Annotated in this window: 13 protein-coding genes; 3 read left to right on the forward strand and 10 right to left on the reverse strand. The window is 66.5% G+C overall.

Translation table 11 applies throughout. The annotated features are described in order from the left end of the window. Nucleotides 1–10: 10 nt before the first annotated feature. The 9 genes from paaK to paaA form a co-directional block, all read right to left on the reverse strand. Entirely contained in the window at nucleotides 11–1,324 is a 1,314-nt protein-coding gene (paaK, locus tag AC56LW_RS06285) for a phenylacetate--CoA ligase PaaK (RefSeq protein WP_499632801.1), read from the reverse strand. An 18-nt stretch (nucleotides 1,325–1,342) separates the two neighbouring features. Continuing rightward, a complete protein-coding gene (gene paaI, locus AC56LW_RS06290; protein WP_499632804.1) occupies nucleotides 1,343–1,792 on the reverse strand; it encodes a hydroxyphenylacetyl-CoA thioesterase PaaI in 450 nt (149 codons plus the stop codon). Next, nucleotides 1,785–3,311 (reverse strand): 3-hydroxyacyl-CoA dehydrogenase PaaH, encoded by a 1,527-nt coding sequence (gene paaH, locus AC56LW_RS06295; protein WP_499632807.1) that lies wholly within the window; start codon nucleotides 3,309–3,311, stop codon nucleotides 1,785–1,787. The genes paaI and paaH overlap by 8 nt, the downstream gene beginning before the upstream one ends. A gap of 2 nt (nucleotides 3,312–3,313) precedes the next feature. Further along, nucleotides 3,314–4,105, reverse strand: coding sequence for a 2-(1,2-epoxy-1,2-dihydrophenyl)acetyl-CoA isomerase PaaG (gene paaG / locus AC56LW_RS06300; protein ID WP_499632809.1), 792 nt, complete (start codon nucleotides 4,103–4,105; stop codon nucleotides 3,314–3,316). Between the two features lie 33 nt (nucleotides 4,106–4,138). Then, nucleotides 4,139–5,215 (reverse strand): 1,2-phenylacetyl-CoA epoxidase subunit PaaE, encoded by a 1,077-nt coding sequence (gene paaE / locus AC56LW_RS06305; protein ID WP_499632812.1) that lies wholly within the window; start codon nucleotides 5,213–5,215, stop codon nucleotides 4,139–4,141. Between the two features lie 8 nt (nucleotides 5,216–5,223). Beyond that, nucleotides 5,224–5,736 carry a 1,2-phenylacetyl-CoA epoxidase subunit PaaD gene (paaD, locus tag AC56LW_RS06310; RefSeq protein WP_499632908.1) on the reverse strand — a complete coding sequence of 171 codons (513 nt, stop codon included), beginning with the start codon at nucleotides 5,734–5,736 and terminating at the stop codon, nucleotides 5,224–5,226. Continuing rightward, complete coding sequence (gene paaC, locus AC56LW_RS06315; protein ID WP_499632815.1) at nucleotides 5,736–6,488, reverse strand: 1,2-phenylacetyl-CoA epoxidase subunit PaaC; 753 nt, start codon at nucleotides 6,486–6,488, stop codon at nucleotides 5,736–5,738. Before paaC ends, paaD begins: the two co-directional genes overlap by 1 nt. Nucleotides 6,489–6,508: 20 nt before the next feature. Then, nucleotides 6,509–6,793, reverse strand: a complete 285-nt coding sequence (gene paaB, locus AC56LW_RS06320; RefSeq protein WP_499632818.1) for a 1,2-phenylacetyl-CoA epoxidase subunit PaaB — start codon at nucleotides 6,791–6,793, stop codon at nucleotides 6,509–6,511. Nucleotides 6,794–6,854: 61 nt separating this feature from the next. Beyond that, on the reverse strand, nucleotides 6,855–7,844 hold the full coding sequence (gene paaA / locus AC56LW_RS06325; protein WP_332532213.1) for a 1,2-phenylacetyl-CoA epoxidase subunit PaaA: 990 nt from the start codon (nucleotides 7,842–7,844) through the stop codon (nucleotides 6,855–6,857). A gap of 100 nt (nucleotides 7,845–7,944) precedes the next feature. Here paaA and paaX point away from each other — a divergent pair, with 100 nt between their 5' ends. Beyond that, the gene (gene paaX, locus AC56LW_RS06330; protein ID WP_499632821.1) at nucleotides 7,945–8,880 is read left to right on the forward strand and encodes a phenylacetic acid degradation operon negative regulatory protein PaaX; all 936 of its coding nucleotides are present in this window, start codon (nucleotides 7,945–7,947) and stop codon (nucleotides 8,878–8,880) included. Here the strand turns inward: paaX and AC56LW_RS06335 are convergent. Next, the gene (locus AC56LW_RS06335; RefSeq protein WP_499632824.1) at nucleotides 8,861–9,517 is read right to left on the reverse strand and encodes an NAD(P)-dependent oxidoreductase; all 657 of its coding nucleotides are present in this window, start codon (nucleotides 9,515–9,517) and stop codon (nucleotides 8,861–8,863) included. The two genes, paaX and AC56LW_RS06335, sit on opposite strands and share 20 nt — an antisense overlap. A gap of 100 nt (nucleotides 9,518–9,617) precedes the next feature. Between AC56LW_RS06335 and AC56LW_RS06340 the strand changes: the two genes are divergently transcribed. Continuing rightward, entirely contained in the window at nucleotides 9,618–10,541 is a 924-nt protein-coding gene (locus tag AC56LW_RS06340; protein ID WP_499632827.1) for a LysR family transcriptional regulator, read from the forward strand. Nucleotides 10,542–10,605: 64 nt separating this feature from the next. Then, nucleotides 10,606–11,739, forward strand: a complete 1,134-nt coding sequence (locus AC56LW_RS06345) for a M14 family metallopeptidase (RefSeq protein WP_499632830.1) — start codon at nucleotides 10,606–10,608, stop codon at nucleotides 11,737–11,739. Nucleotides 11,740–11,927: the final 188 nt, after the last annotated feature.

The raw sequence follows: 11,927 nt of genomic DNA on the forward strand, positions 1-11,927 counted from the left end.
GTTTCCTTGTTCATTGTTTGGGTCGGCCGTCGACCACGCGCCGGGCCTTGCCGGTCAGCGTGCGCTCGATGCCTTGCGGCGGCAGCAGGCGCACACGCGTGGTCACGCCGACATAGGTCTTGATGCAGTGCTGCAGTTCGCGCGCCTGCGCCTCTACAAAGTCCGGCGCAAGCAGCGTATCGCGCAGCTCGCACAGCACCTCGAGCGTGTCGAGATGGCCGTCGCGCGCCACGACCAGCTGGTAGTGCGGCGCCAGTGCCGGCATGCGCAGCACCAGTTCTTCGATCTGGCTGGGAAACACGTTCACGCCGCGGATGATCAGCATGTCGTCCGAGCGCCCCGTGATGCGGCCCATGCGGCGCATCGCGCGCGAGGTCGGTGGCAGCAGGCGCGTCAGGTCGCGCGTACGGTAGCGGATGATCGGCAGCGCTTCCTTGGTCAGCGACGTGAATACCAGCTCGCCCTCCTCGCCATCGGGCAGCACCTCGCCCGTGTCGGGGTCGATGATCTCGGGGTAGAAATGGTCTTCCCAGATCACCGGGCCGTCCTTGCTCTCGATGCATTCGCTGGCCACGCCGGGCCCCATCACTTCGGACAGGCCGTAGATGTCCACTGCATCGATGCCGGCGCGCGTCTCGATCTCGCGCCGCATTGCGTCGGTCCACGGCTCGGCGCCGAAGATGCCGACCTGCAGCGACGACGCTGCCGGGTCGAGCCCCTGGCGCGCGAATTCCTCGACGATGTTGAGCATGTACGACGGCGTGACCATGATGATGGATGGCTTGAAGTCGCAGATCAGCTGCACCTGCTTCTCGGTCTGCCCGCCCGACATCGGCACGACCGTACAACCGAGGCGCTCGGCGCCGTAGTGCGCACCCAGGCCCCCGGTGAACAGGCCGTAGCCGTAGGCGATATGTACCAGGTCGCCCCGACGACCACCGGCGGCGCGGATCGAGCGCGCCACGATGTTGGCCCAGGTGTCGATATCGTTCTGCGTGTAGCCGACCACGGTGGGCTTGCCGGTGGTGCCGGACGAGGCATGCACGCGCACCACCTGCTCGCGCGGCACGGCGAACATGCCGAACGGGTAGTTGTCGCGCAGGGCTTTCTTTTCGGTGAACGGAAATTTCGCCAGGTCGGCCAGGGACTTGAGATCGGCCGGATGCACGCCTGCGGCGTCGAACGCGGCGCGGTAGTGCGGCACGTTGTCATACGCGTGCTGCAGCGTCCATTGCAGGCGTCGCAGTTGCAGCGCCTGCAATTCGTCGCGGCTGGCGCGCTCGATCGGTTCCAGGTCGCCCGGTGCGGGAAGGTGTTGGACCATCTGTCGACTCCTTGTGGTTCAGGCGTCCACGGGCGCCACGGTGCCGCCGATGCGATGCGATTTGCCGCGAAACAGCGCGATGGTGCGCCCGTCCGCGGCTTTGACCGTGACGTCGTAGACGCCGGTTTTGCCCTGCAGCGCCTGCTCGGTGGCTTCGGCCACCAGCACGTCGCCCGCGCGCCCTGGCGCGAGATAGTCGATCGTGCAGCCGGCGCCCACCGTGCTGAGGTTGTGCGAGTTGCAGGCGAAAGCAAAGGCGCTGTCGGCCAGCATGAAGATATAGCCGCCGTGGCAGGTCGCGTGCCCGTTGAGCATGTCGGCGCGCACGGTCATCGTCATGCGTGCATAGCCGGGCCGGATGTCATCCAGCACCATCCCCAGCGCCTGGCTGGCCGGGTCGCGTTCGAACATCGTGCGTCCGGCCAGCTCGGCCAGCGCCTGTGCGTTCTGATCCTGACCATCATGCATGAAAGCGCGCCCCCTGCGGATCGGCGGCCAGCTTGCGGCGCAGCAGCGGCGAGACGCGGTAGCGGTCTTCACCATACGTCGCGGCCAGGTTCGACAGCACGGTCACGACCTGCCCCATGCCGATCGCATCCAGCCAGGCCAGCGGCCCGCGCGGATAATTCACGCCCTTCTGCATCGCGATGTCGACGGCGCGCGCGCTGCACACGCCCTGGTGGACGGCGTCGGCCGCTTCGTTGGCCAGCATCGCTACCGTGCGCATCACGGCCAGGCCGGGCACGTCGTCCAGGCGCGTGACGGTTAAGCCGGCAGCCTGGAACAGGCCGACTGCCGCGCGCCAAGCGTCATCGCTGCACCCGTCAGCGCGGGCGAGCGCGATGCGCGGCGCCGTGGCAGCGTCGAACAGCAGGTCGAACACGATCGTGTCACGCTGGTTATCCGCCTGCGCGCGCTCGGTGGCGCTGCGCCCGTCAGTGAGATGGATCGCCGCGCCGCCGCAGTACAGGCCCGGTGCCGCTTCGATCTCGGTCAGCTCGATGCCGCAAGCCTGCAGCCGCGCGACGAGCGCATCGACGCTGCCGGGCGCGCCCGCGTACTTGACCGCCGCCGGCCGGTCGCAGGCAGCTTCGGACTGCACTACCGGCGTTTCTGCCTCGTCGCCATAGCGATAGAACCCGCGCCCCGTCTTGCGGCCCAGATAACCCGCGTTGACCAGCTCCTGCTGCAGCACGGATGGCGTGAAGCGCGGATCGCCAAAGTACGCCGCGAACACGGAATTCGTGACCGAGAAGTTGACGTCGTGCCCGATCAGGTCCATCAATTCGAAGGGCCCCATGCGGAAACCGCCGCACTCGCGCATGACGGCATCGAGCGTGGCCACGTCGGCCGCCTGTTCGAGCAGCAGGCGCAGGGCTTCGCCATAGAACGGGCGCGCCACGCGGTTGACGATGAAACCGGGCGTCGATTTCGCATGCACGGGGCTCTTGCCCCATTTTTCGGCGGTGGCATACACGACCTGCGCGACCTCGCGTCCGGTCGCCAGGCCGCTGACCACTTCCACCAGCGCCATCAGCGGCGCCGGATTAAAGAAGTGCATGCCGACCAGGCGTTCGGGATGCGTCAGTTGCGCGCCGATGGCCGTGACCGAGATCGACGACGTGTTGGTCGCCAGGATGCAGTCACTGGCGACGATGGCTTCGAGTGCGGCAAACAGCGCGCACTTGATTTGCAGGTCTTCGACAATGGCCTCGATGACGAGCACCGCACCGGACGCTTCGTGCAAGGCATCGATGCGGCGCAGGCGCTCGCGCGCGAGATCGGATTCGACGGCGCCCATGCGGCCCTTCGCGACCAGGCGCGCATAGGTCGCGCCGATCTGTGCGATGGCCTTGTCGGCGGCGCCAGTGCGGGTATCGAACAGCAGGACCTGATGGCCGGCCGTGGCCGCAACCTGGGCGATCCCGGCGCCCATCGCGCCGCTGCCGATGACGGCAATCGTCGAATGCGGTGGCAGTGACTGCATCCTTACTCCCCCTTGAACTGCGGGGCGCGCTTGGCCAGGAATGCGGCGACGCCTTCGCGGTAGTCGTGGCTGTTACCGAGTTCGCGCATCATGTCGGCTTCGAGCTGCAATTGCTGCTCCAAGGTGTTGGCGTAGCTGGCCTGGAAGGCGCGCTTGGTGAATGCCAGGCCCTTGGTCGGCGCGGCGGCAAAGTGTTTTGCCATGGCCAGCGCTTCGTCCATCAGCGTCTCGTCCGGCACGCAGCGCCAGATCAGCCCCCAGGCTTCGGCCTTTTCGGCACTGAGTTTTTCGCCCAGCATGGCCAGGCCCATTGCGCGCGCGTGGCCGATCAGGCGCGGCAAATGCCAGGTGCCGCCGGTGTCGGGGATCAGGCCCAGTTTGCTGAACGCTTCGATGAAGCTGGCCGATTGCGCGGCCAGCACGATGTCGCAGGCCAGCGCCAGGTTGGCGCCTGCGCCGGCGGCCACGCCGTTGACGGCGCAGATGACGGGCATCGGCAGATTCTTCAGCGTCAGCACGAGCGGCGCATAGAACTCTTCGACCGACGCGCCCAGATCGACACCCGGCGCGCCCGGGTCGACCGCGCGGTCGGCCAGATCCTGGCCGGCGCAAAAACCGCGGCCGGCGCCAGTCAGCACCAGCACGCGCACGGACTGGTCGGCCTGCACGCGCGTGAGCGCATCACGCACTTCGAGGTGCATGGCACGGGTGAAGCTGTTGAGGCGATCGGGGCGGTTCAGGGTCAGGACGGCGACGCCGCCATCTGCCTTGAACTGGATGCTGTCGTAGTTCATCGTGGTCTCCGTTTTTGTTCTGGTTGCGCGCGGTTATTCGGCGATATCGAAATCCACCACCACCTTGTCGGTCACCGGGAAACTCTGGCAGCTGAGCACGAATCCGCGCGCGACTTCATAGTCTTCCAGCGCGTAGTTCACGTCCATCTCCACTTCGCCATCGAGTACCTTGCAGCGGCAGGTCGAGCACACGCCGCCCTTGCACGAATAGCGCATGTCGATGCCGGCGCGCAGGCCCGCGTCCAGCAGCGATTCGGTGTCCCGGTCCATCGTGAAGCTGGCGGCGCTGCCGTCCATGATCACGGTCACTTCGGTGTGCTGGCGTGCGCTGGCGGCAACCGCGCGCGGCGTGCGCTCGCGGGTTGGCGCGCTCGCGGCAAACAGCTCGATGCGGATCTGTTCCTTGGCCAGCCCCGCCGCCTGCAGCGCGCGCGAGACGCCATGCATCATGTCTTCGGGCCCGCAGATGAAGGCGACGTCGATGGCCTTGATGTCGATCCACTGGCGCAGGAACTGCGTGCACTTGTCTTCGGTGATCCGGCCGTTGAAGAGTTCAATGTCCTGCTGCTCGCGGCTCATCACGTAGACCAGGCGCAGGCGGTCCATGTACTGGTCCTTGAGGTCCGTGAGTTCGTCGCGAAACAGCACGCTCGACGAGGCGCGGTTGCCGTAGACGATCGTGAAGCGGCTGCCCGGCTCGGCCAGCAGCGTGGTCTTGACGATCGACAGGATCGGCGTGATCCCGCTGCCGGCAGCAAACGCCAGGTAGTGGCGGGCGCTGGCCGCGTCGAGCGGCACGTTGAAGTTGCCGCTCGGGGGCATGACGTCCAGCTGCGCGCCCGGTTGCAGGCTGTCGTTGGCCCAGCTGGAGAACTGGCCGCCGGGCGTGCGCTTGATCGCCACGCGCAGCTGGTCGTCCTGCACCGCCGAACAGATCGAGTACGAGCGGCGCACCTCGTCGCCATCGATCGTGGCGCGCAGCGTCAGGTACTGGCCCTGGCGGAAGGCGAAGGTCTCTTTCAATGCCGGCGGCACGTCGAATGTCACGCACACGGCGTCGCGCGTTTCGTGTTTCACCTTGCTGACGGTGAGTGGATGGAATTGGCTCATGCTGGGTTTTAGTGACACTTGAAGTAATCGAACGGCTCGCGGCAATCGAGGCACTTGTAGAGCGCCTTGCACGGGGTCGAGCCGAATTCGCTGGTCAGCTGGGTGCTGGCCGAACCGCAGTGCGGGCAGCTCACGGCCGGCGCGGCGCGGCGGCGGATGCCGGCGTGCAGGCCGCTGATGTCGATCGCCTGCTGCACGGGCGGCGCAATGCCGTAGCCGGTGAGCGCGGCCTTGCCGGCAGCGCTCATCCAGTCGGTGGTCCAGGCGGGCGCCAGGCGCGTGGCGATGCGCCCGCGCTCGAGGCCATGCGCGCGCAATGCGTCGCCCACGCTGTCGGCAATCACGGTCATGGCCGGACAGCCCGAATAGGTGGGCGTGATCGTGACCACCCACGTGTCGTCGTCCAGGGCCACGTCACGCACGATGCCCAGGTCGACGATCGAGATGACGGGGATTTCCGGATCAGCGACTTCGCCCAGCCAGGCCCAGACCTGCTCGACCGACACGGCCAGCGCAGTCATCACCAGGCCGCGCTCGGATAGGCGCGCTGCAGGAACTGCATCTCGGCCAGGATGAAGCCGAGGCGCTCGCTGTGCCGGCCCTGTTTGCCGCCGCGTTGCATCCAGGCGTCGGGCGATGGCATGGTCAAGGTGGCTTCGGCAAATATCTCGGCCAGGTGGCTCAGATAAGCTTCACGCAGCAGCCCGACGGCCGGCGCCACGCCCTGCGCCACCATCGCCTCGTCGACCGCGTCGTACAGGAACATCTCGCCGCTGTACATCCACAGGTCGTCCAGCGCAGTCTGCATCATCGCGTGGCTGGTGGCCGTGCCGTCACCCAGGCGCACCACCAGGTCGCCGCTGCGGCGCAGGTGGTACGTGACTTCCTTGAGCGACTTGGCCGCGATCTCGACGATGCGCGGGTCGCTCGAGCGGGTCAGGCCATCCATCAAAAAGTAATGCCACGCATCGAACAGGAACTGGCGCATGACGACATCGGCATAACTGCCATTGGGCTGCTCGAGCAGGATGCAGTTGCGATACTCGCCGCTGTCGCGCAAAAAAGCGAGGCGGTCTTCGTCGCGGCCCTGGCCTTCGAGTTCGGCGGCGTACGACAGCCACATGCGGGTCTGGCCCAACAGGTCGAGCGCCACGTTCGACAGCGCCATGTCTTCTTCGAGTGCCGGCCCCTTGCCGCACAACTGGCACAGTTGCTGCGACAGGATCAGGGCGTTGTCGCCCTGGCGCAGCAGGTAGTCGATTTTTGCATCCATGGGATTGGTCTCCGGCGCACTCACAGATTCTTGACTTCTTCCGGCATCGGGAAGAACGTCGGGTGGCGATACATCTTGCTATTGGCCGGCTCGAACAGCGAGGCCTTGTCGTGCGGGCTGCTGGCGACGATGTCGGCAGCGCGCACGACCCAGATCGAGACACCTTCGTTGCGGCGCGTATAGACGTCGCGCGCGTTGTTGACGGCCATCTCGGCGTCAGGGGCGTGCAGGCTGCCGACGTGTTTGTGGGCGAGGCCGTGCTGGCTGCGGATGAAGACTTCCCACAGGGGCCATTCTTTGCTCATTGTTGTCTCCGTATTGCCATCGCATCGTGTGAGTGTGCGAATGTGCGAATCTGCAGTGGAATCAGGCAGCCACTTTTTTTGCGGCCTGCTTGTCGGCGTGCGCCACCAGCGCGTCGCGGAACCATTCGCCGTCGTCCCAGGCTTTGACGCGCGTGCGCAGGCGCTCGCGGTTGCACGGGCCGTTGCCCTTCAAAACGTCGTAGAACTCGGCCCAGTCGATCGCGCCGAAGTCGTACGAGCCGCGTTCGGCGTTCCATTTGAGGTCGGGATCCGGTACCGTCAGGCCCAGGTACTCGGCTTGCGGCACGGTCTGGTCGACCATGCGCTGGCGCAGTTCGTCGTTGGAGAACAGCTTGATGCGCCAGGCGCTCGACTGTGCGCTGTTGACCGACTCGGCATCGGACGGCCCGAACATCATCAGCGACGGCCACCACCAGCGATTGAGCGCATCCTGCGCCATCGCCTTCTGCTCGGGCGTGCCCTTGGCCAGCGCCATCATGATGTCGTAGCCCTGGCGCGCATGGAACGATTCTTCCTTGCAGACGCGGACCATGGCGCGCGCATACGGCCCGTACGAGCAGCGGCACAGCGGGATCTGGTTGATGATCGCCGAGCCGTCGACCAGCCAGCCGATCGCGCCCATGTCGGCCCAGCTCAGGGTCGGGTAATTGAAGATGCTCGAATACTTGGCCTTACCGGCATGCAGAGCAGCCAGCAGCTCGTCGCGCGAGACGCCCAGGGTCTCGGCCGCGCTGTACAGGTACAGGCCGTGGCCGGCCTCGTCCTGGATCTTGGCCAGCAGGACCGACTTGCGCTGCAGGGTCGGTGCGCGCGTGACCCAGTTGCCTTCCGGGAGCTGGCCGACGATCTCGGAATGGGCATGCTGCGAGATCTGCCGGATCAGCGTCTTGCGGTATGCTTCCGGCATCCAGTCCTTCGGTTCGATCTTGATCCCGGCGTCGATGCGCGCCTGGAATGCCTGCTCGTCGGCGCTCATGTCCTGTTCTGTGCGGACTTTATTGAGGCCTGTCTCCACCATTTGTGCGTACATGGATCTCTCCCGTTGCAAAATCTGTGCGAATCATAATACGATACAAAAAAACGGAAGTACACAATAATTTTGAATCATATCAAGCCCGATCGTGAATGACATGACCAGCACCCAGTGGATTGCACTCAGCCTGGCCACCGATCCGCCGCGCCACAAGTCGCTGGTGATGACGATCTGCGGCGACGCGATCGCGCCCCATGGCGGCGCCTTCTGGCTCGGCAGCATGATCGAGCTGCTCGCGCCCTTCGGCGTGAACGACCGGCTGGTGCGCACCAGCGTATTCCGGCTGGTGCAGGAAGGCTGGCTGACCGCCAGCCGCGAAGGCCGGCGCAGCCGCTATGCGCTGGCGCCGACGGCCCTGCCGCGCTTCGAGCGCGCCAACCGCCGCATCTACGCCGCGCCCGGACAGGACTGGGATGGCCGCTGGACGTTCGTGCTGGCCACGAATGGCAGCATCGACAGCGACCTGCGCGCGCTGGTGCGCAAGGAACTCGAATGGGAAGGCTTTGCGATGCTGGCCAGCGGCGTGATGGCGCATCCGGCGCCCGACCGCGACCTGCTGCGCGATATCCTCGCGCGCACGGGCGCTGAAGGCCGCGTGTTCGTGTGCCAGGCCGACGAGGTGCCGGATGCCGGTTCGCGCCCGCTGCCCGAACTGGTGGGCGACTGCTGGAACCTCGATGCGGTGGTGCTCGGGTACCGCGGCTTCATCGAGACGTTCGCCCCGCTGCCGGCCTTGCTGGCGCGCGGCGACGTCAGCCCCGCGCACGCGTTCGCGATCCGCACCTTGCTGATCCACGCTTACCGCCGCGTGCAGTTGCACGACCCGATGCTGCCGCTGCCGCTGCTGCCCGACCCGTGGCCGGGCGCCGACGCGTATGCGCTGGCGCGCACCATTTATCAACTGAGCCACGAACGCGCCGAGGAACACGTGCTGGCGATGTTGCGTGTCGAGGATGCGGCCACGCTTGAAGCGGATGCGGCGTTTCGCGGCCGCTTCGGCGGGCTGGCGCCCGCTACCTTGTCGCGACCGTAAAACGCGCGCGCACATGGCGCGGTTGCTCGATCTCGTCGACGATGGCGAGCGCCAGGTCGGCCACGGCGATGCCGGCCGGCTGCGCACCATCCATCAGCAGGTCGTCGCCGCCCAGACGATAGGCACCGGTCGGCTCGCCCTGCCCCAGCATCGCCGGCGGGCTCAGATAGGTCCAGTCGAGCACCGTGTTGGCGCGCAGTGCGGTCAGGGCGTCGCGCGCGGCGCGTGCGCCGGGCACCACGTTCGGCGGCACGTGATCCAGAAACTGCGGCGTGTCGATCAGTTGCACGCCAGGCGCGACGAACAGGCTGCCGGCGCCGCCCACCACCAGCAGGCGTCGCACGCTACTGGCCTCGACACCCCGCACGATCGCATCGAAGCCGCGCGTGAAGTTGTCGTACAGGGCGGGATCGTTCCAGCCTGGATTGAAGGCCGAGACGACGGCGTCCGCGCCTTCCACGGCACGAGCGACGGCGTGTGAGTCATAGGCGTCGGCCACGGCCACGGTCAGTCCAGGCTGCGCGGGCAGGCGCGCAGCGTCGCGCACCACGGCGGTGACCTGGTGGCCCCGTTGCAGCAGGGTGGAAAGGACGGCGGCGCCAACAAAACCGGTGGCGCCAATGAGAGCGATGTGCATGATGACTCCTGAATGCGTGAATGAGCTACTGACGATACCCGCTTCACGACGGGGCGATAAGATAGGCAGATTCACTATCACCTTGAAGCTGGACTAACAGATGAACGATCTCAGACCGTACGCCGTGTTTGCCGAAACCGTCGCCGCCGGCTCGATGAGTGGCGCCGCGCGCCGCCTCGGCATGAGTCCATCGGCCGTCAGCCAGACCATCCGCGCGCTCGAGGCGCAGGCCGGCGTGACGCTGCTGCACCGCTCGACCCGCAAGCTCACGCTGACCGAGGCGGGCGCGCGCTGCTACCCGCATTGCCTGCGCCTGCTGGAAGCGGCAAGTGCGGCCAACGATTCTCTGCTGCAGGCGCGCGATGCGCCCAGCGGCGAATTGCGGGTGGCCGCGCCGGTGGGCTTTGGCGCCCATATCGCGCCGGCGCTCGCGCCCGTGCTGGCGGCATGGCCGCAACTGCGGCTACGCCTGCTGGTGGACGACGCCATGATCGACCTGATTGGCGAGCGCATTGACCTGGCGATCCGCGCCGGCCGCCTGCCGGACTCGCGCTGGATCGCGCGGCCCCTGTGCCAGTTCGAGATGATCGTGTGCGCGGCGCCGGCCTACCTTGCGCGGCACGGCGTGCCCGAAACGCCGCAGGCGCTTGCAGATCACGCCTGGCTCACTTCCACGCGCGACGGCGTCGACACTGCCGATGGTCCCGCCACGATGGCGCTCGATCTGCACCGGGCCGGTGCCGACGTGCAGCTGCAGGTCGAGGCGCGCATCGTCAGCAACAACCAGCTTTCGCTGCACCAGATGTGCGAACAGGGCATGGGCCTGGCGCGTCTTGGTCACGCCGACGCCCATGCCGCGATCGAGCGCGGCGCGCTGGTGCGCGTGCTGCCGCAATGGCAGTCGGCACCGCTGCTGGTATCGGCCATGACGCCGCGGCGCGACGGCGATCCGGCCAAGGTGCGCGTGGCGCTGGAGGCGCTGCGACGCCACTTCACGGCCCTGCCGGGAACCCGGCCAGCCTAGCGAACGCTTGCTGAAAACGGGTATCATCATCGTTCTACGCACCTTCCCAACACAGGACAACACCATGTCTATCAAGATCAGCAGCCAATTCGACGCTGGCGCCATCGAGGTCGTGAACGCCACGAGCGCGAACGCCATCGACCTGAACATCCGCAAGGATTCGCACGCCGATATCATCCAGTGGTTCTACTTCCGTCTGCAGGGCGCGCAAGGGCAAGCCTGCACCATCCGCCTGCTCAATGCCGGCAAGGCCGCCTATCCGGCCGGCTGGGAAAACTACCAGGCGATGGCGAGCTACGACCGCGTGAACTGGTTCCGCGTGCCGACGTCGTTCGACGGCAGCGTGCTGGCCATCGAGCACACGCCCGGCATGGACAGCGTGTATTACGCCTACTTCGAGCCGTATTCGTACGAACGCCACCTCGAGCTGCTCGACCGCGCGCAGATGGCCGAGAACGTGCGCATGCTCGACCTGGGTTCGACCGTCGATGGCCGCGACCTGAACATGCTGGTGATCGGCGAGCCGGCCGAGGGCAAGAAGAAGGTCTGGGTCATCGCGCGCCAGCACCCGGGCGAGACGATGGCCGAATGGTTCGTCGAAGGCATGCTCGACGCGCTGCTCGATCCGGCCCACCCGTTCGGCCGCCAGCTGCTGAAAGAGTCGGTGTTCTACGTGGTGCCGAACATGAACCCGGACGGCTCGGTGCGCGGCAACCTGCGCACCAATGCCGCCGGCGCCAACCTGAACCGCGAGTGGCTCAATCCGAGCATGGAGCGCAGCCCTGAAGTCTTCCTGGTGCGCCAGAAGATGCACGAGACGGGCGTGGACGTGTGCCTCGACGTGCACGGCGACGAAGGCTTGCCGTACGTGTTCGTGGCCGGCAGCGAGTCGCTCCCGAACTTCACCGCCGAGCAGGGCGCGGCGCAGGCCAGCTTCATCGCCGACTTCAAGGTCGCCAGCCCGGACTTCCAGGACGTACACGGCTACGGCAAGACGCCCTACACCGACCAGACCCTGACCATGGGCTCGCCGCACATCACGCACACCTTCGGCGCCCTGTCGCTGACGCTCGAGCTGCCGTTCAAGGACAACGCGAACGACCCGGATCCGCTCGTCGGCTGGGACGGCGCACGCAGCGCGCGCCTGGGCGCAGCGGTGCTGCAGCCAGTGCTCAAGGCGATCCGCGCGCGCAAATAAGCAAATAAGCCAGCGTCACCCATCCCAACACAGCTGGGGTCCACAGCTGGGACAGCTGGGGTCAGACAGCTGGGGTCAGATACCGTCTTGAATTACAAGCCGATTCGATAAGAAATTTGCGTCGAATGGCTTGCCTGTTCGGATAACGCCGTAAATCAGATGCGCTAGTTTGTGCGTAACGGCGCCGA

This window comes from Telluria sp. LT2P80, assembly GCF_059685955.1.